General features: G+C 31.6%; 18 protein-coding genes. 11 read left to right on the plus strand and 7 right to left on the minus strand.

Going from position 1 to position 18,643, the window contains the following annotated elements:
• The first annotated feature begins 18 nt into the window (after nucleotides 1–18).
• From D1815_RS19520 to tsaB, 8 genes are all read left to right on the plus strand, one after another.
• On the plus strand, nucleotides 19–243 hold the full coding sequence (locus D1815_RS19520) for a hypothetical protein (RefSeq protein ID WP_118388964.1): 225 nt from the start codon (nucleotides 19–21) through the stop codon (nucleotides 241–243).
• A 235-nt stretch (nucleotides 244–478) separates the two neighbouring features.
• A complete protein-coding gene (locus tag D1815_RS19525) occupies nucleotides 479–1,180 on the plus strand; it encodes an ABC transporter ATP-binding protein (RefSeq protein WP_027393461.1) in 702 nt (233 codons plus the stop codon).
• Nucleotides 1,173–2,420 carry an ABC transporter permease gene (locus tag D1815_RS19530; protein WP_027393462.1) on the plus strand — a complete coding sequence of 416 codons (1,248 nt, stop codon included), beginning with the start codon at nucleotides 1,173–1,175 and terminating at the stop codon, nucleotides 2,418–2,420. The genes D1815_RS19525 and D1815_RS19530 overlap by 8 nt, the downstream gene beginning before the upstream one ends.
• A gap of 1 nt (nucleotide 2,421) precedes the next feature.
• Nucleotides 2,422–3,687 carry an ABC transporter permease gene (locus D1815_RS19535; protein ID WP_118388965.1) on the plus strand — a complete coding sequence of 422 codons (1,266 nt, stop codon included), beginning with the start codon at nucleotides 2,422–2,424 and terminating at the stop codon, nucleotides 3,685–3,687.
• A gap of 56 nt (nucleotides 3,688–3,743) precedes the next feature.
• The gene (locus D1815_RS19540) at nucleotides 3,744–4,856 is read left to right on the plus strand and encodes an efflux RND transporter periplasmic adaptor subunit (protein ID WP_118388966.1); all 1,113 of its coding nucleotides are present in this window, start codon (nucleotides 3,744–3,746) and stop codon (nucleotides 4,854–4,856) included.
• Between the two features lie 126 nt (nucleotides 4,857–4,982).
• Complete coding sequence (locus tag D1815_RS19545) at nucleotides 4,983–6,317, plus strand: TolC family protein (RefSeq protein WP_108802211.1); 1,335 nt, start codon at nucleotides 4,983–4,985, stop codon at nucleotides 6,315–6,317.
• Between the two features lie 77 nt (nucleotides 6,318–6,394).
• Nucleotides 6,395–7,675 (plus strand): efflux RND transporter periplasmic adaptor subunit, encoded by a 1,281-nt coding sequence (locus tag D1815_RS19550; RefSeq protein ID WP_027393466.1) that lies wholly within the window; start codon nucleotides 6,395–6,397, stop codon nucleotides 7,673–7,675.
• Between the two features lie 41 nt (nucleotides 7,676–7,716).
• Nucleotides 7,717–8,376 (plus strand): tRNA (adenosine(37)-N6)-threonylcarbamoyltransferase complex dimerization subunit type 1 TsaB, encoded by a 660-nt coding sequence (tsaB, locus tag D1815_RS19555; protein ID WP_118388967.1) that lies wholly within the window; start codon nucleotides 7,717–7,719, stop codon nucleotides 8,374–8,376.
• Between the two features lie 106 nt (nucleotides 8,377–8,482).
• On the opposite strand, the gene D1815_RS19560 is transcribed toward tsaB, so the two are convergent.
• From D1815_RS19560 to D1815_RS19570, 3 genes are all read right to left on the minus strand, one after another.
• On the minus strand, nucleotides 8,483–9,154 hold the full coding sequence (locus D1815_RS19560; protein WP_118388968.1) for a hypothetical protein: 672 nt from the start codon (nucleotides 9,152–9,154) through the stop codon (nucleotides 8,483–8,485).
• 459 nt (nucleotides 9,155–9,613) lie between these two features.
• On the minus strand, nucleotides 9,614–9,814 hold the full coding sequence (locus tag D1815_RS19565) for a dodecin family protein (RefSeq protein ID WP_027393469.1): 201 nt from the start codon (nucleotides 9,812–9,814) through the stop codon (nucleotides 9,614–9,616).
• A gap of 127 nt (nucleotides 9,815–9,941) precedes the next feature.
• Complete coding sequence (locus tag D1815_RS19570; RefSeq protein WP_118388969.1) at nucleotides 9,942–10,847, minus strand: NifU family protein; 906 nt, start codon at nucleotides 10,845–10,847, stop codon at nucleotides 9,942–9,944.
• 247 nt (nucleotides 10,848–11,094) lie between these two features.
• Here D1815_RS19570 and D1815_RS19575 point away from each other — a divergent pair, with 247 nt between their 5' ends.
• Entirely contained in the window at nucleotides 11,095–12,117 is a 1,023-nt protein-coding gene (locus tag D1815_RS19575; RefSeq protein WP_118388970.1) for a type IX secretion system membrane protein PorP/SprF, read from the plus strand.
• Between the two features lie 54 nt (nucleotides 12,118–12,171).
• Here the strand turns inward: D1815_RS19575 and D1815_RS19580 are convergent, their stop codons facing one another.
• Together D1815_RS19580 and D1815_RS19585 are read right to left on the minus strand one after the other, a co-directional pair.
• Nucleotides 12,172–12,684, minus strand: coding sequence for a rhodanese-like domain-containing protein (locus tag D1815_RS19580; protein ID WP_199726706.1), 513 nt, complete (start codon nucleotides 12,682–12,684; stop codon nucleotides 12,172–12,174).
• 5 nt (nucleotides 12,685–12,689) lie between these two features.
• Nucleotides 12,690–13,865, minus strand: coding sequence for a VWA domain-containing protein (locus D1815_RS19585; protein WP_118388971.1), 1,176 nt, complete (start codon nucleotides 13,863–13,865; stop codon nucleotides 12,690–12,692).
• A 217-nt stretch (nucleotides 13,866–14,082) separates the two neighbouring features.
• On the opposite strand from D1815_RS19585, the gene D1815_RS19590 reads away from it, so the two are divergent.
• Both D1815_RS19590 and D1815_RS19595 read left to right on the plus strand, forming a co-directional pair.
• Nucleotides 14,083–16,332, plus strand: a complete 2,250-nt coding sequence (locus tag D1815_RS19590; protein ID WP_233557468.1) for a histidine kinase — start codon at nucleotides 14,083–14,085, stop codon at nucleotides 16,330–16,332.
• Between the two features lie 38 nt (nucleotides 16,333–16,370).
• A complete protein-coding gene (locus D1815_RS19595) occupies nucleotides 16,371–17,105 on the plus strand; it encodes a LytTR family DNA-binding domain-containing protein (protein WP_027393475.1) in 735 nt (244 codons plus the stop codon).
• A gap of 7 nt (nucleotides 17,106–17,112) precedes the next feature.
• On the opposite strand, the gene D1815_RS19600 is transcribed toward D1815_RS19595, so the two are convergent.
• Together D1815_RS19600 and murI are read right to left on the minus strand one after the other, a co-directional pair.
• Nucleotides 17,113–17,640: a hypothetical protein gene (locus D1815_RS19600; protein WP_027393476.1), complete on the minus strand. Its 528-nt coding sequence runs from the start codon at nucleotides 17,638–17,640 to the stop codon at nucleotides 17,113–17,115.
• 180 nt (nucleotides 17,641–17,820) lie between these two features.
• The gene (gene murI, locus D1815_RS19605; RefSeq protein WP_027393477.1) at nucleotides 17,821–18,609 is read right to left on the minus strand and encodes a glutamate racemase; all 789 of its coding nucleotides are present in this window, start codon (nucleotides 18,607–18,609) and stop codon (nucleotides 17,821–17,823) included.
• Nucleotides 18,610–18,643: the final 34 nt, after the last annotated feature.

Below are 18,643 nucleotides of genomic sequence, written 5' to 3' on the forward strand. Positions count from 1 at the left end.
CTTAGATAATATTTCAAAATGAGAACAAAAATATTCTACATATTAGTTTTGTTGTTATTCTTTACAGTTTCAATGGATGCGCAATGTGCTATGTGCAGAGCGGTATTAGAAAGTGAAGAAGGACAAAACACAGCTAAAGGGATTAACAATGGAATCGTGTATTTAATGATTATTCCTTATGTTCTTATTGGGGTTGTAGGGTACTTCATTTACAGAAATAAAAAGAAGCCGATCAAAGACTGATTTTATTTTAATTTTTCTTGATTTTAAATCTTTAACATATTCATAACATATTGAAGTGTAACGAATGTGGTGTAGGAGAAGTCTTATGGTATAAGACTACACTAACCAATTTAAATTATTTCTAGAGGGGAGACTAGAAATTCATCAATTATAATGTATTACACCGTATAGTGTAAGTCTTGTTTTAAATTGAAGCTGGCATCATTTGATGTCTATTAAATCTTAATCTAGTATTATGATTGAAATCAAAGACTTACATAAATCTTACCAAATGGGAAGCAATTCCCTTCATGTCCTTAAGGGAATCAATTTTAATGTTAAAGAAGGTGAGCTTGTAGCTATTATGGGATCCTCGGGTTCTGGAAAATCTACGTTGCTTAATATTCTTGGAATGTTAGATGAAGCGGATACAGGAAGTTATTTTTTGGATAACATACCTATTAAAGACTTGAATGAAAAAATAGCAGCTAGGTATAGGAATAAATTCTTAGGGTTTATATTTCAATCATTCAATCTTATTAATTATAAAAATGCGCTAGATAATGTAGCAATGCCATTGTATTATCAAGGTATTAAGAGAAAAGAAAGAACAGATAAAGCACTTCATTATTTAGAAAAAGTTGGTTTGGCTGATTGGGCAACTCATCTTCCGAATGAGTTATCGGGAGGACAAAAGCAGCGTGTGGCGATTGCTAGAGCTTTAGCTTCTGAGCCAAAGGTTTTGTTAGCAGATGAGCCTACAGGAGCACTCGATACTAAAACTTCTTATGAGGTTATGGAGTTAATACAAGGAATTAATGACGAAGGGAAAACTATTCTTATTGTAACCCACGAAGAAGATATAGCTCATATGAGTAAACGAATAGTAAATCTTAAGGATGGTCTTATCATTGATGATGGAATAGTAGAACAAGTAAGAGCAAATTCATATGTTTAATATAGAGCGTTGGCAAGAAATATTTGATACGATTGCTAAGAATAAACTACGTACTTTTTTAACAGGACTTTCAGTTGCTTCAGGGATATTTATTCTAGTAATTCTTCTTGGAGTAGGTCAGGGAATGCAGAATGGAATTTCTCAAGAATTTGAAGGGGATGCATCCAATAGTATTTGGGTTTGGACAAGACCAACTTCTGTAGAATACAAAGGCTTAAATCCAGGGAGATTTTTTAGTATGACTAATGAGGATTTTGACTTTATTCATAAAACGAATGAGGATGTGATCGAGTATGAATCTTCTAGAGTTAGAATATGGAATTCGGTTATTTCTTACAAAAAGGAGTCAGGGAATTATAGGATAGAAGGGATTTTTCCGGGTTTTCAATTTATAGAAAATCAATCAATGGTTTCAGGTAGATTCATTAATCAACAAGATATTAATGAAAAAGGGAAAATTGTAGCAATTGGTAACAAAGTAAAGGAAGCTTTATTCAAAAATGATGAAGATCCTATTGGAAAGTATATAAAATTAAATGATATCCCTTTTAAAGTAGTTGGAGTATATACTGATAAAGGTGGTGAACGCGAAGAAGAACAGGTCTCTGTTCCGTCCACCACAGCGCAACAAGTATTTAATAGAGGGCAAAATATCAACAACTTGTCTTATACTCTTAAACCAGAAAAAGATTTTGAAACGGCTGTTGCTAAGTCAGAAGAATTCGTTGCAGGAATAACTACATATTTGAAAAATAAGCATATAATAGCTCCAACAGATGAACGAGCTATTGGTATAGGGAATTCTTTAGAACAAGCCAAAAGATTTTACAGCCTGATTTTTATGATTAAAGCCTTCTTTTGGTGGGTAGGAGTATGTACGATTATCGCAGGAGTGGTAGGTGTAAGTAATATCATGCTTATCATTGTTAAAGAACGAACTAAAGAAATTGGTATTCGAAAAGCGATTGGAGCTATGCCTTCTTCAATAATAGGTATGATCTTACACGAGGCCATATTTGTGACTGCGATTGCAGGATTTACTGGATTGATCTTCGGATTGATCTTGTTAGAGTTGTTAGGGCCAATGATCAAAACAGATTTTATATCCAGTCCGTCAGTGAATTTTAATGTTGCTTTGACGACTGTATTTATATTGATTTTTGCAGGAGCAATTGCGGGTTTCTTCCCAGCGTGGAGAGCAGCAAAAATTAAACCTATTGTAGCACTTAGAGACGAATAATATGTTTAACAGAGATCGATGGAATGAAATTATAGAGGCGCTGACAGCGAATTGGTTTAGGACTTTACTTACCGCTTTTGGAGTGTTTTGGGGGATTTTTATACTTGTTATTTTATTAGCAGCAGGTAAAGGTTTGGAAAATGGTGTTAAGCGCGGTTTTGGAGATATAGCGACTAATACGATGTTTATGTGGACTCAAGTTGCTTCTAAGCCATATAAAGGATTACCAAAAGGGAGAAGATATAATTTTAAGATAGGAGATGTTGGCTCTATTAGAGAAAAGGTTCCTGGATTGAAATATATATCACCCAGAAACCAATTAGGAGGTTTTGGTGGGACAAACAATGTTATTAGAGGTCTTAATGCAGGTGCATTCAATGTATATGGAGATTATCCAGAAATAATTAATCAAGATCCAATAACAATTACTTCTGGCAGGTTTATTAACTATGGTGATATAGATAATAATAGAAAAGTAGCAGTAATTGGAGAAGGAGTGAAGAAAGAGCTATTTAAATTTGGGGAAGAACCAATAGGAGAGTATATAAAAATACAAGGAGTAAGTTTTATGGTAATTGGAACTTACATGAAAAAATCTAATAATGGAGACCGTGAACAAGGTCAGAAAGAGATATTTGTTCCTTTTACTTCTTTTTCGCAAGCTTTTAATCGTGCAGATAATGTCGGTTGGATGGCAATTACCGCAGAGGATGATAACTCAATTACAAGTCTTAAAAAAAGTATTATCGATGTTGTGAAAACGAATCATACAATTCACCCAGAAGATAATAGAGCAGTTGGAAATTTCGATTTGTATGAAGAATTTAGCAAAATTAATGGACTTTTTATAGCACTTAGGGGAGTAGCATATTTTGTTGGAACTTTAGTGTTGTTGTCTGGGATCATTGGAATTAGTAATATTATGCTGATTGTAGTAAAAGAGAGGACCAAAGAAATTGGTATTCGTAGAGCTTTGGGAGCGTCACCTTGGTCCGTGCGAGGACAAATATTATTAGAATCGATTTTTCTAACAATCATATCAGGAATGACAGGTATTGCTGTTTCTACAGGTGTGATATTTTTGGTAAATAAAGTGTTAGAAGGAATACCAGCAAGTGATGAGACTATGTTTGCAAATCCTAGTGTGGATCTTACTGTGGTTTTCATAGCTTTGTTAATTTTAATTTCGAGTGGACTTTTGGCTGGGCTAATTCCTGCACAGGTGGCTATAAAAACTAAACCAATAGATGCTCTTAGAGCAGATTAAATGTAAAATCAATCAAAATTACTGTTGCAAATAGTAAAAATCAATAAATACGGAAAATGAAAAAAACAATCACTGTCATTATTTTGCTTCTCATTGTAGTTGTATTCGGAGGAGCTTTGTATTATTTATATCAAAAAAACCAAGAAGATCCTGTTACCTATAAAACAGAACAGAGTACTACAGAAACGATCATAAAAAAAACAGTTGCTACCGGAAGTATAGTCCCTAAAGAGGAAGTTCTGATAAAACCAAATATTTCGGGAATTATAGAAGAAATTTATATCGAGGCTGGTGATCAGATTAAATCAGGAGATTTAATAGCTAAAATTAGGGTGATTCCTAATGTGTCTTCTTTACAGAGTGCTAAAAATGCAGTACAAACTGCAAAAATAGATTTAGATAATCAAGAAAAGGTTTTTAATCGTCAGAAAGAACTATTTGATAAAGGAGTAATATCGGCAAATGAATTTGATGGTGCTGATGTTACATATAAACAATCAAGGCAAAACTATGAAGCAGCTCAACAGAATTATCAGATTGTTAGAACTGGTACAACTAGAGGTTTAGGAAGTGCGGCAAATACTTTAATTCGTTCTACAGTTACAGGAATGATACTAGAAGTTCCGGTAAAACAAGGGAATCAGGTTATAGAATCTAATAATTTTAATGATGGAACTACAATTGCGGCAGTTGCAGATGTAGGTCAGATGATCTTTGAGGGTAATGTTGATGAAAGTGAAGTAGGGAAAATAAAAGAAAATTTGCCCTTAGAAATAACTGTAGGAGCAATCGAGAATAAAAAGTTTGATGCAGTTTTAGATTACATAGCACCAAAAGGAAAAGAAGAAAATGGAGCAATTCAATTTGAAATAAAAGGAACTTTAAATAAGAAGGACACAACTTTTATTAGAGCTGGATTAAGTGCAAATGCATCTATAATTTTAGCAAAAGTGGATAGTGTAATGGCTTTAAAAGAATCTCTTATTCAGTATGATCCAAAAACCCAAAAACCTTTTGTAGAAGTAGCTATAGGAGAACAAGAGTTTGAAAATAGAGATGTAGAATTAGGAGTTAGTGACGGGATTAATGTTGAAGTAAAAAGTGGAATTACAAAAGAAGATAAGATCAAAGTTTGGAATCAAATTAAGAAACCAGAGTTTGGGAATTAATTTTTTTTAACAAAAAGTGTAACAATAACAATCAATAGTATACAAATAGGTGTTGTGAGGTAAACTATAAAACTTTATTGTTTTTGGTGCGCCTCCATTCTGACCTCTTAAAATAAAGAAAAACGGATGAAAGTTAAAATTTCAATTATTTGCTGTATCCTTCTTGGGATGATCGCTACGCAAGCACAAGAAAAAAAGTGGACGTTAAGGGAGTGCGTAGAATATGCTTTAGAAAATAATATTACAATTAAGCAATCTGCACTTAATATCGAAACTGCTGAGATAGATAAATTAGCGGCAATAGGAAATTTTGTGCCTACAGTTAATACCTCGGCTAGCCTTTCTTCAAACACAGGAGCCAATATTAACCCAGTAACCAATACTTTCGAGAGTAATACATTTACATCCTTAACAGGTGGTGCTAATTTAGGGCTTACTTTGTTTGATGGTTTACGTAATTTTAGACAGTTACAAAGAGCTAACATGAATAAGTTATTAAGTCAGTATAATTTAGGTAAATCAAAAGATGATATTGCATTGTTTGTTGCTAATAGTTATTTGCAAGTTTTATTAAATAAAGAATCTTTAAAAGTAATAGAGAAACAACATGATATTACTTTAGAACAACTTAAACGTACCAAAGATTTAGTAGATGCTGGTGTGTTGCCACAAGGAGATCTATTAGAAATAGAAGCTACTTCGGCAGATGAATTAACGCGTATTGTACAGGCAGAAAATGCAGTATTAATTGCTCGCGTTGGACTAGCGCAAACATTGTTAATTAAGGATTATGAGAAGTTTGATATCGCAGAACAAGAATATCTAATTCCTTCAGCATCTATTCTAAATAAATCAATTGAAGAAATCAGGTCTAGTGCTAGAGGAGCTAGATATGAAGTTCAAATAGCTGAACAAAATAAATTAATTGCTGAAAAGGATTTACAGATCGCAAGAGGAGCATATTACCCAACCTTAAGTGCATTTTTTGGATATAATACAAGATGGGCTGATAACGATTTTTTTGATAGAAGTCTTGTGAAACAATTGTATGAAAATGATGGTTTTTCTTATGGTTTACAATTAAGTGTTCCTATTTTAAATAGGTTTTCGTCAAGAGTAAATGTAAAAAGGAGTAAGGTTAATGTAAAACAGACAGCGTTTCAATTAGAGCAAGCAGAATTAGATCTTGATAGTAATGTGTATCAGGCATATTTAGATGCCAAGGGATCCGCAGAAGCATATGAAGCTTCTCTTGTTGCAGTGAAAGCTCAAGAAAGGGCATATGAGTACGCTAAAGATAGGTACGATGTAGGAAGAACGAATGCCTTTGATTTTAGTCAATCAAAGTTTAGATTAGAAAATGCACAAAGTAATGAGGTGCAAGCAAAGTTTGATTATATATTCAAAATTAAGGTGTTAGAGCTTTATTTTGGAATAAAAATAGCAGATATTAAATTGTAAATAAATAATGGTCTATTTGGGCTGTTACCCAAAAGATCGTAATTTCATCCAATAGAATTAATTTTTTAAAGTAAGCCATGAGTAGAAAAACTTTACTAATTATATTAATAATTGTTGTCGTTTTGGTTGTAGGATTGGTCTTTGGTAAAAAGGCGGGATTGTTTGGTAAAGACGGAAACTTGAAAGAAGTGGAAATATCAACAATTGAAAAACTTGATATTATTGAAACTGTTTCTGCAACAGGAAAAATTCAACCTGAAGTGGAGGTTAAGTTATCCTCTGAGGTTTCGGGTGAAATAATTGATTTACCAATTAAAGAAGGGCAACAAGTAAATAAAGGAGATTTGTTAGTAAGAATTAATCCAGATATTATACAGTCAGGATTGAATAGGTCTCAGGCGGCTTTAGAAAATACAAGAGCTGGTTTACGACAGGCAGAAGCAAGTCTTAAAGAAGCAAAGCTAAGTTATGATCGTAACAAAGAGCTGTTTGATAAAGGAGTTATTTCTAAAGCAGAATGGGATAGTTCTGTTTCTGCATATGAGGTGGCAGAAGCAGCAAAGCAGTCAGCTTTTTATAGTGTAAAGAGTTCTCAAGCTACTGTAAATGAAGCAAAAGATAACCTTAGTAGAACAACTATTTATGCTCCTATGAGCGGAACCGTTTCTAAACTATCCGTAGAATTAGGTGAGCGAGTTGTAGGAACACAACAAATGGCAGGAACGGAAATAGTGAGAGTTGCCAATTTAAGTAACATGGAGGTTGAAGTAGATGTTAATGAAAATGATATTGTAAAAATATCCCTAGGTGATTCTACTATAGTAGAGGTTGATGCCTATCTTAAAAAGCAGTTTAAAGGGTTAGTTACGGAAATTGCAAATTCTGCAGAAAGCACATTGAGTGCAGATCAGGTTACTAATTTTAAAGTAAAGGTTCGTATTCTTGAAGAATCATATAAAGACTTAATAAAAGATAAACCAGAGAGCTATTCTCCTTTTAGACCAGGAATGACCGCAACTGTGGATGTTATTACCAATAAAAGAGAACAAGTGATCGGTGTACCTATCAGTGCGATAGTTATAAAAAGTGACACTTCTAGTAATGTGAAGAGATCTTATACGAAAGAAAAGCTAAAGGAGTCTGATGAAAAGTTTGAATGTGTATTTGTGAAAGATGGAGGAGCGGCTAAATTAAGAGTGATAAAAACAGGTATTCAGGACGATAGTAATATAGAAATTACAGAAGGTTTAGAGGTTGGAGAAGATGTTATTATAGGACCTTATAATGTCGTGACCAAAACACTAAAAACAGGCGATAAAGTATCTTCTAAAAGCGATAAGAAAGAGACTAAAGAATAATATAATAAATAAGGGTATCTTTGCATAAATTTTTTTAAAAGATGCCTTATATTCTTTGTTTAGAAACTTCTACAACTAATTGTTCGGTTGCTTTGTCTAAAGATGGTAAAGTAATTGCTTTTAAAGAAGATTACGACATTAAATATTCTCACGCAGAACGTTTACATCAGTTCATAACAATTGTCATGAAAGAAGCTGGGATAGCTTTAGATAAACTTGATGCAATTGCTGTAAGCAAAGGACCCGGCTCGTACACAGGTCTTAGAATTGGTGTTTCTGCTGCAAAAGGCTTGTGTTTTGGCTTAAATATTCCTCTAATATCTGTTAGTACATTAAAAGGACTTGCTTTACAAGTAAAATCAATGGAAGGTTTTGTTGTTCCTATGCTAGATGCAAGGAGAATGGAAGTATATTCTGCGGTTTTTTCAAGTGATTATAAACAAGTACGAACCATTGAAGCAGAAGTGCTTTCAGAGGACTCTTTTAGTACGTATTTAGAAAACAAGCAAGTATTTTTTATAGGTAATGGGGTAGCTAAGTTCGAAGAGATCTGTAATCATAAGAATGCTAAGTTTATAACTGATAAGTTACCATCCGCTGTGGAGATGGGAATCTTAGGCTATACTAAGTTTTTAGAAAAGGATTTTGAAGATGTTAGTTATTTTGAGCCTTATTACTTAAAAGATTTTGTCGCAGGTTAATAGATATACCATTCCAAAGGATATAATAAACAAAAAAAGCCATCTACATAGACAGCTTTTTTAATTATTTACTCTAAATTATTAGAGCTTATATTTTTCTAAGGTTTTAATTCCTTCTACTTCTGGTGCTTAGGAGACTTCTCGAAGGATTGCCATCCATATTTTTTAGTGCATTATATCTAGAAACGAGACGGATTAAATCTTCTTCCTTTCTAACCTTTATCTTTTCCTTTTTCATATACGTTTTTAACTCCTCTTCCTTATCGCCAAGAGCGGCTAAAACCTTCTTTTTATTCATGGGAAGTTCCATGATTACACCACGTTCTTCTAAATAGTATTTGGTTTTTATCTGAACCTTTCCAGGGGTAGCTGTACCACTAGCTGAACCTCTTTTGTCAGGTTCGGTAATTTTTACGTTATACTTTTTATATATTCTGTATTGTTCATTTAGTTCAACAAGAACATAGTATCCACTTCGTTTTAAACCTCGTTGGGTTTTAAAGTTGCAGTAGTAATAATAATCTCCGTCTATCCTCGCATGGGCAGTTGGATTCTTTAATAGTTCAAATAATTCAGAATCTTTCTTAAACTCTAAAGCATCGGAATAGGCATTGTACCGAAGTTTTGCATCAAAAGTTCCAGACTTTTCATCTATGACACTTGCATTTTTGTATTTAAGGCTCTTAAATATGGAACCATCATACTCATCAAAAGTAGTAACTCTCTTGGCTGGTTTTAATAAAGATTGCGGTAATTGTGCAAATAAAACCGGGGACATTATTAGAAATAGAAATTGTAATATTTTTCTCACGGTATATTGATTTAGGTGAATTAAATTTAACGAAAAGGGAGTTTAAATGCAAAAATATAAGTTTTAATACATAATTTTTATCGATTCTTTAATAGAATGACATTTTTTACTGTATATCAATTAGAAATATTGAATTTTATTAAAAAATTAGCATCGTTTTTCTGTGGTAAAACAGTAAAAAATGAACGAAAACGATGTTATTTTGTAAGAAAAAACTTCAAACAAAAAGCTAAAAGCTTGATTTGCTTGTCGAAACAAATATTACGAGAGGCTATAAAAATAGGATTGAATTAATAATATATTTTTTTGAAAAAAATTAAATTTTTGATAATTGAATGAATGAAATAGATTTATATCTTTTTAATGAGATATATAAAAAGCATCTCGTTATTTGTGAGATGCTTTTTATAATATAGAAGTAATTAATTATTTTATTTCGAAAGAAATCTTTAAAATTACTCGATACTCTTTAATTTGATTGTCATCAATAATCATTTTTTGATCAGATACCCAAGCAGATTTGATGTTTTTAACTGTTTTACTAGCTTCTTTGACACCATTTCTAGCTGCATCTTCCCAACCTTTTTCTGATGATGCTATTACTTCTATTACTTTAACAATTGCCATTTTAATAATTTTTTGGTTAATATTTTATAAAAGAGTCTCTAATATACAAGATACTTTGTTCTTTTTTTAATATTTACCGCTATTATTTTTATGGTTTTTTCGATATCATTAAAGATTATTCGATAAACTACCCATTTATAGCTTCTACAAACTCTACTTTGTCTTTTAGCATTTCTTTTAGCATATTTTCGATACCATTTTTTAATGTAAAAGTAGAGGATGGACATCCACTGCAGGCTCCTTGTAAAATTACTTTTACACCTTTACTCTCTGGATCATAAGAATCGAACATAATATTACCTCCATCACTAGCAACAGCGGGTTTAATATATTCTTCTATAATATTTACAATATCTTTAGAGGTGTCATCTAGTTTTTCAAAATCAGCCTCTGCCTGTTTCTCTACTTGGCTTTTTGATGCAGTAGCGTTTTCTGATAAAACTTCTTTACCTTCTTCTAGATATTCTCTTAAGAACTCTCTTATCTCTAAGGTGATATCATTCCAATCTGCCATATCGTACTTATTAATTGAGATATAATTCTCATCAATGTATACTTCTTTTACAAAAGGAAAATGGAATAGTTTTTCTGCGATAGGAGCTTCTTTAGTATCATCAATGCTTTTAAATTCGTGCCCACTTGTTACTAATTTTTTATTTGCTACAAATTTAAGTACCGCAGGGTTAGGTGTACTTTCTGCATAAATAGTAATAGGTACTTTTTTTGTTGAAGAAGTTTCGCTAATAACAGGTTGCCCGCTATTTAAATAGGTTTTTATTTGTTCCGCAACTTCGTCTTGTACATCACTCCATTCCACAATATCGAATTTATCTATGGCAATAAAATTTTGAGCAATGAATACTCTTTTTACAAAAGGAAGGTAAAATAACTGCTGTGCCAAGGGAGAATTTTTGGCGTGATCTATATTTTCAAATTCATAGCTAGTATGTTGAGTTAAAAAATAATTGGCCTCAAACTTTATAATACTTGCATTAGAAGTTGGTTCTATTTTTATTTCAAAAATCTTTTCCATAATCTAATTTTTGGCAAATTTACTAAAAAGTAATTCCATATGGAGTAGGGTTTATAAGATTAAGAATGTTTTAATACTGGGCTTTAAAGATATGTTCTTGTAAAAATTTATATATTTGAAGCTGGCAAGAAATAATATTTTAATTTGGGAAAAGAAATATTAAAGCCCCACAATATAAGCTGTATTAAATAGTTTATATTGAAATAATTAACCTAGTTTTTCCTTTTTTTTAAACCTAAAGCCTCTAATGAATTTGAAGAAATATTATTTGTTGTTTGCTATATTGACCTCACAACTTATTTTTTCTCAGGAAGGAATTCCAGTTTATGCAGATTATCTTTCTGACAATCTATATTTGGTTCATCCATCTATGGCAGGAGCTTCTAATGCGAATAAAATAAGACTTACTGCTAGAAAACAGTGGTTTGATGTTGATAATGCGCCTAGTACACAATCGGCTAATGTTAATTTTAGAACTGGTGATAAAGTCGGTCTGGGAGCTATTGTATATCGAGATGAGAATGGGCGTTTCTCGCAAACAGGAGTATTTACGACTTTTGCGTATCATCTATTGTTTTCGAGAGATCGAACTGATCTTAATATGTTGTCTTTTGGGATTAGTGGAGCTTTTATACAGTCTAATGTAGATGAAAGAGGACTAGATGATCCATTAGATCCAGATCCTGTTATTATTGGAAGAGAACAAAAAAGTGGATATTTTAATTTGGATGTAGGTATGTCTTACCATTATCTTGATTGGTATGCTCATTTTACGGTTAAGAATATTTTACCTTCTACCAGAGAAATTTTTGATAATGCTAATAATACTATCCTAGAATCAAATAACCAGAGAAGGTATATTTTTTCGGTAGGATATGTGTTTGGACTATCAAATGGTCCTTGGAGCTTAGAGCCATCAATTTTATATCAATCAACAGATCAAACTAAAGAAAGTACGATAGATGGAAATTTAAAAGTATATAGAAGATTTGGAGAATTGGCTACATTGTGGGGAGGACTGTCTTATAGAAGAAGTTTTGATGGTGCAGAATTTTCTCAAACAGGTGCAGAAATTGAAAGTCAAAAACTTCAATATATAACTCCTTTTCTAGGAATAAATTATAAGAATTGGATGGTAGGGTACACCTATAGTTATCAATCCAATTCAGTTGTCTTAAGTAATGGAGGTTTTCATCAGCTGACATTAGGATATGACTTTGGCAAACGAAAAGAAAGATGGAATTGTCATTGTCCTGCCGTTAACAATTAAGAATATTTACATTGATAAAAAACAAAAAAGCAAGCTTTTCAAAGCTTGCTTTTTTTATTTAACGTCTGTTCCGGTAAATTTTAGTCGTTTGTCTTTTATTGGAACCAAAGATGATAATTCATAAACGTTTTTATAACCATATCCATATAGGTTAATATATGTAGGGATATTTAACGCTAAAGGAATACTTTTTGAAGGGAAATTTATAGTATCCCCATCGATATTATTATTACAATAGATTAAGATTCTGGTTTCCTTGTTAAGGATGAGTTTCGCTAATTTTTCTTTAGTAAAATTTGAAAAATTTAAATTGACTGCTCCTTTTAGATGTTTTTTGTTAAAAGCTGCTTCGGATCTAGTGTCTAATAAAATGGTATTTGGTTCGGTGGCAAAATCAAGGAACGTATCTAAGTGTATTAATCTCGATTGTCTATGTTCCATAACTTCTTCTGTAATTTCTATAAATGAATTATAATCAACTTTTGAGTGTTGTAGTTCATTGTTTTTTTGAGAGATCATAGTTATTGGGATTAGTAAAATGACTAGACTTTTTTTTATCGTTTTCATATGTTTTATTTTTTCCAACTAAAAGATTTTCTTTCTCCTTGGTTTTTAATCGCTTTGATTAATGCGGCTTCTAAATTGGCATCATCTTTTTTGCTATTATTTTTGATATACACCAAACGCTTCTTATTTAGCTCTTGTATTTTCTTCTGTATTTCTTTTCGTTCATTACTTTTTTGAGCTACATATTGTTTTATTTCTGTTTTGGATTTATCTTTAAGCTCTTGTGGTAGTTCTTCCTTTTCAATTTCTTCTAATTCAAAATCTTTGTCTTCGGCTGCATCCACAAGATCCCAGCTTTTGTTTTTGTAGAATCCAGAACTTTTACTAATAGTTCTACTAACAGCATTAGCTGCGCTATATGATCTCGCATTACGATCTTGTTCCGCTTGTAAACCGATTTTTTTAGAACCTTCGTTACCGTAGTAGATATATGTATTGTTTAGTTTTCTATTTAGTTGTAAGATAATATCGTCATAAGGAGTAGCTATATGTATAGTTTCTCTATTATGATCAATAGCGCTATATTCTCCATTAGTAAGGTTGGCTCCATCTTTCCATTTAGTTTGGATGCCTTGCTTATAATTACCACAAAATATAGTGTTAATAGTAATGTCTTTCTCTTTTGCATCAGTGGCAGCATCCTTATAATTTATTGGACCTTGAGTAAATGGTTCATTACCCGCTATGAAAATTAATTTAAGGTGATCATTATTTTTTTTCCAATCAAGTTGATTTATTGATGTGTTAATTACTTTACCACAATATTCATTCCCTCCATTCGTCGTTAAAGAAAAAAGTTCTTTAGATATTTCATCTAGATCATCAGAAAAAGGTAGTACCTGTCTAATATAACCTTCTTGAGAAGGTAAACGATCGTTACCATATTCATATAAAGCAATTTGAAGTTTTATATTATAATGACCACATTTTGCATAGGATAACTCATTTACGATTTCCCATAATTGAGCTTTTGCTTGATCAATTAAACCATCCATACTGTTGCTAGTGTCTAATAACAGAGCAACCTGAATGTTTCTTGTATCTGGATCTGTTTTAGTAGTGTAAATTTCATATGATTTTTCGGTCTTTAATGCTAGGTTAGAATCATTATTGTTTTTAGCATTACAGGAGATAGGAACGATTAATAAGCATAATAGACTCCATACATATATTGTTTTCATAATTGTTACTTTTTTTAATTTAGGCTAAAACTATGATGATCTTTTTTAGATAAAAATCATTAATGAGTAAGAAACTATTATGGATGAGTGAAAAACGCTATTGAGTTAGGGAAGTATCTTTTTTTTATATAGAAATGGATGAAAATAGGAATTCTCGTCAAATTCGGATTTTAATATCCCATATAATTGGATTAAGTTTACCTTGACTATTTAATATATGATGAATAAATTTTATTTTATTTTACTGATAATGTGGTTTTTGCCAAATGTTGAGTACGCTCAGGATAATGCACGAACACTTGAGAATGCCAGTAATAATACTGTTACAATAAGAGGTACTGTAAAGGAAGATGAAAGTCTGCGTCCTTTAAAAAATGTAGAAATTAGAGTTATAGGTGGTAAAACATACCGCACTGATAATTTAGGGGATTTTAAAATACAAGCTAAAATAGGAGATCAGATTATTATTAGTCACGATAATTTTAACACGGTTTATCATACTATTCAAAGTAGAGAAAGAATTGATGTAAAAGTTCAAGAAGATCCAGAATCATTAAGTAGGGGCAGTGATAGAAAGCAAAAGAAATTATCCGCAGAATATGGATTACATCTTGCTGCTGCAAGAAGTTCTATGAAAAAAGATGCAACCACTAGTATTGATTATGTAACAAAAGCTTTAGAAACCATAGAAGATGGTGATACTTTTGGAGATGAGAAAAAGGCTGAACTTTTTGAGACTTTGGGTGATATTTATGCATATTGGAAACAACCGGATTTAGCGGAAACTAACTATATAACTAGTTTAAGTAATAAGTTTAACGCCGACGTAAAAATTAAGTTAGGAAACGCTCAATTACAGATTAAAGATTATGATGCTTCTCTGCGAACTTTTAATCAGTTAAAGAAATCAAGATTAAACGCGACACAACGAATACAAATTTATAGAGGATTAGGAGATAGTTATAAAGGTAATGGAGATAACGAAAATGCAATTAGTAATTATAACATAGCACTGTCGTTTGCTCAAAAGAACAATGCCGAAGACAATGTTATTGAATTAAATTCTAAACTTGCAGAAATGCTTCAGATTCAAGGAAATCTTGATGATGCTGAAGAATATCTTGGAAATTCCGTGCAGCTTGCAAGTAAAAGAAGTAAAAAATCTTCAGCCATACAACGGGCAAAAGCCGCTGATTTTTATAATAAGAATAATAGCTTTGATAAAGAGATACAGTTACGTAAAGAAGCTCTAGAGGATATTCAGGATATAGAAGAGAAAGAAGCGTTTAGTCCAATCAAAAAAGATAGTGTTACACGCGAATCTAATGCTGCTGAGGACAGAGCAATTACTTCACAAGTTCAGAATTATAAAATAGCAAATGCATTTGCTGCTCAATCAGAATATGATGAAGCGATACCTTATTTAGAAGAAAGTATTAAGAAAGCTGCTTCAGAAAATGATCTTGTTGTTCAGAAAGATGCTACAAGGAAATTAGGTGAGGTATATAGAGAAAAGGGAGAATTAGGAAAAGCTTCTGAAGCTTTTGAAGAATATGAAGTTATCATAGATAAATTATATATTCAAAAAGAACAAGAAATATCGCAAGCGACAAGATTTAATCGCGAACTTGTTCAAAAAGCTAATCGTATAGCAACTTTAGAAAAGGATAGAGAGCTTAATGAGAGTAGGTATCAATTGGCATTTAAATCTCAAGAATTAGCCGAACAACAAAAAGTAATTATCTACTCATTGATTGGTTTATCTGTTTTATTGTTTTTTGCTGCTTATTTAATGTATCGAAACATAAAACAACAACGGTATGCTAATAATTTATTAGCGCTTAAATCTTTGCGTTCTCAGATGAATCCTCATTTTATTTTTAATGCTTTAAATTCTGTTAACACTTTTATAGCAACCAGCGATGAAAGAGCAGCAAATAGATATCTTACAGATTTTTCATTGTTAATGAGAGCTGTTTTAGAAAATAGTGAAGAAGATTTTATTCCCTTGGAAAAAGAAATAGAATTACTGGAGTTATATGTGCAATTAGAACATTTTAGGTTTCAGGATAAGTTTGAGTATAGGATAGATGTTGATCCAGAAATAGATATTAAACAATATATGATACCTCCAATGTTATTACAGCCATATGTGGAAAATGCTGTTTGGCATGGATTACGATATAAATCGGAAAAAGGGTTGTTGTCTATAGATTTTAAAAAGAAGGATAACGATACTATCGAAATAATAATAGCAGACAATGGAATTGGAAGAGAAAAGTCAATGTCATTAAAAACACTAAACCAAAAGAAGCAGAAATCACAAGGGATGAGTAATATCAAAAAAAGAATTCAGATACTCAATACTATGTATAAAGATAAAGTTGATGTTTTTATATCCGATTTAGCTCATGAGGAGGATGGAGCAGGAACTAAAGTTAAATTATTACTTAACAAGGATAATTGATTTTAAAAAATATAATAACTTATAAATAAATTAAAACTGTGAATTTAACAGCAATTGTAGTGGATGATGAGGCAAATAGCCGAGCGATTCTTAAAAATTATTTGAATAAATATTGCCCATCTGTGACGGTTTTGGGAGAGGCAGCCAGTGTTCAGGAAACATTGAAACTTTTGGAATCTAATAATCCGGATTTGTTATTTCTTGATGTAGAAATGCCTTATGGAAATGCTTTTGATTTATTGGAGCAAGTACCAGATAGAACATTCGAAACTGTTTTTGTAACTGCCTATGATCATTATGCTGTAGATGCTTTAAATGCACAAGCTACTTATTATTTATTGAAACCTATAGCAATTGATAACCTAATAAAGGCCGTAGATCATGTTGGTCATATAAAAGAACGTGAGAAGGAGTTACAAGATAAAGTATTAACTCCAAAAATATCTCCTACAGTTGATGGCAAGATTACGATACCACAACAAGATGGCTTTGAGGTATTAAAAGTTTCCGAAATTTTATATTGTCAGGCCGATGATAATTATACAAAGATATTTCTCAATCAAGGACAAAAGTTGGTCAGCAAAACATTGAAGTATTTCGAGGATTCTTTAAAAGAACATGGTTTTGTTAGAATCCATAAGAGTTATTTGGTTAATGTAAACACTATAGTAAAATATAAAAAGGGTAAAGGAGGTAGTGTCCAATTATCATCAGGAAAAGAGCTTATGGTATCTTCTTCTAAAAAAGGTACGTTACTCGATTACTTTAAGTAAAATAGACTCAATTAGCTATGGTGTTTTTGGTGTTGTAGGGTTCAATATATGCTACCGTTTTTCTTGTTTTATAAGCAGGAGAATCTAAGAATAATGTTTTTACTTGATTATCCCAATCTTTTATAATATCGAAATAACTAGTATTTACTACAGCCATAATTTGGTTGCAGTCATCACAAATATGTTTTTGATACTCCAGAAAATAATGTGCAAATTCATGAAATGCAACTACTTTCAATATTTCTGGATCTAACATTGTAATCCAGTTAATTATTATATTTTCTACGTTGTTGTTTTTATCTCTGGTTAACATACCTAGTGTAGATCCTTTGGATGAGACGGTAAGAGTATCGACTATATCAATATTTTTAAGTTTAAATAGTTTATCATAATATTGAATATTGTATTCTTTACAATATTCAAAGAATTTATCTAAGTGTGGTTTCAGTCTTCCATCAATTTTGACATCATTTTGAGCAATAATGGTATTTGCGCAAAATAATAATCCAAAAAGCGCTATAATGCTCCTCTTCATAATTACTATAGGGGTAAAAAGGTTTATTAATATCTTGTTGGCTGTAAGTGTTTAACAACTAATAGATTATCGAATTAAACAAAAAAATAATCTCAATGAATATATGAAGTGTTAAAAATCAACAAAATGCGCTTTTTTTAACTAAAATTATTAAAAAGAAGTTTTTTAATTAAGATACTTTTAAAACTCTAATTGATTAGTGTCTGTTGAGATATTACTTTTTTTAAGGATATTTTGAAGAACCGAAAGTCTTCCATTAGTAAAGAATATATGTGATCCTTCTGAAGCGTTTTCGTTTAATAAATCATTATTTGATAAAATAACTTTAGTTTGTCTTGCTACGGCCTCACCAGAATCGATAATTATGATGTTTTTAGGAAGAATCTTTTTTAAAACCGGAATTAGATAGGGGTAATGGCTACAACCTAATACAAGGTAATCTATGTCTTTTTCTACAAGAGGTTGGATGTAGGAAGATAAGAGGGTAAGCATTTCTTCGCTATAGATTTTACCAGCTTCAATGAGTTCTACTAAGCCTGTTCCGATTACTTCTATTACTTCTGTGTTATTAGTGTATAAATCTGATGTAGTAGCAAAGAGTTCGCTAGATAAGGTGCCTTTAGTGGCTAAGATGCCTATTTTTTTAGTTTTTGTTTTAAGAGCGGCAGGTTTTATTGCCGGTTCTATGCCAATAAATGGGACATCGAATTGATTTCTAAGAGTTTTTATAGCATTTGTCGTCGCGGTGTTACAGGCCACAACAATTATTTTACAATTTAACTCTAAGAGTTTTTTTGTGTTTTTAATACTTAGTGATATTATTTCTTCTTTACTACGTTTTCCGTAGGGGGCAAATTTACTATCAGCTAAATAAATTGTGTCTTCATTCGGAAGCGCAATTGCAATTTCTTTCCAGATAGATGTCCCTCCAATTCCTGAATCAAAAATACCGATTGCTTGTTTTTTCATTTTTATAATGATGTACTTCTCAAAAATAAAAAAA

The organism is Aquimarina sp. AD1, assembly GCF_003443695.1.
In the GTDB taxonomy this organism is placed as follows: Bacteria; Bacteroidota; Bacteroidia; order Flavobacteriales; family Flavobacteriaceae; genus Aquimarina; species Aquimarina latercula.

Bases quoted from the DNA above. Each gene is read 5' to 3' on its own strand.
- D1815_RS19520 (WP_118388964.1), top strand. From the start codon at position 19: ATGAGAACAAAAATATTCTACATATTAGTTTTGTTGTTATTCTTTACA.
- D1815_RS19580 (WP_199726706.1), bottom strand. From the start codon at position 12,684: ATGAAAACGATAAAAAAAAGTCTAGTCATTTTACTAATCCCAATAACT.
- D1815_RS19590 (WP_233557468.1), top strand. From the start codon at position 14,083: ATGATGAATAAATTTTATTTTATTTTACTGATAATGTGGTTTTTGCCA.
- D1815_RS19570 (WP_118388969.1), bottom strand. From the start codon at position 10,847: ATGGAAAAGATTTTTGAAATAAAAATAGAACCAACTTCTAATGCAAGT.
- D1815_RS19545 (WP_108802211.1), top strand. From the start codon at position 4,983: ATGAAAGTTAAAATTTCAATTATTTGCTGTATCCTTCTTGGGATGATC.
- D1815_RS19540 (WP_118388966.1), top strand. From the start codon at position 3,744: ATGAAAAAAACAATCACTGTCATTATTTTGCTTCTCATTGTAGTTGTA.
- D1815_RS19560 (WP_118388968.1), bottom strand. From the start codon at position 9,154: ATGTCCCCGGTTTTATTTGCACAATTACCGCAATCTTTATTAAAACCA.
- D1815_RS19550 (WP_027393466.1), top strand. From the start codon at position 6,395: ATGAGTAGAAAAACTTTACTAATTATATTAATAATTGTTGTCGTTTTG.
- D1815_RS19575 (WP_118388970.1), top strand. From the start codon at position 11,095: ATGAATTTGAAGAAATATTATTTGTTGTTTGCTATATTGACCTCACAA.
- D1815_RS19525 (WP_027393461.1), top strand. From the start codon at position 479: ATGATTGAAATCAAAGACTTACATAAATCTTACCAAATGGGAAGCAAT.
- D1815_RS19600 (WP_027393476.1), bottom strand. From the start codon at position 17,640: ATGAAGAGGAGCATTATAGCGCTTTTTGGATTATTATTTTGCGCAAAT.
- murI (WP_027393477.1), bottom strand. From the start codon at position 18,609: ATGAAAAAACAAGCAATCGGTATTTTTGATTCAGGAATTGGAGGGACA.
- D1815_RS19565 (WP_027393469.1), bottom strand. From the start codon at position 9,814: ATGGCAATTGTTAAAGTAATAGAAGTAATAGCATCATCAGAAAAAGGT.
- D1815_RS19535 (WP_118388965.1), top strand. From the start codon at position 2,422: ATGTTTAACAGAGATCGATGGAATGAAATTATAGAGGCGCTGACAGCG.
- tsaB (WP_118388967.1), top strand. From the start codon at position 7,717: ATGCCTTATATTCTTTGTTTAGAAACTTCTACAACTAATTGTTCGGTT.
- D1815_RS19585 (WP_118388971.1), bottom strand. From the start codon at position 13,865: ATGAAAACAATATATGTATGGAGTCTATTATGCTTATTAATCGTTCCT.
- D1815_RS19530 (WP_027393462.1), top strand. From the start codon at position 1,173: ATGTTTAATATAGAGCGTTGGCAAGAAATATTTGATACGATTGCTAAG.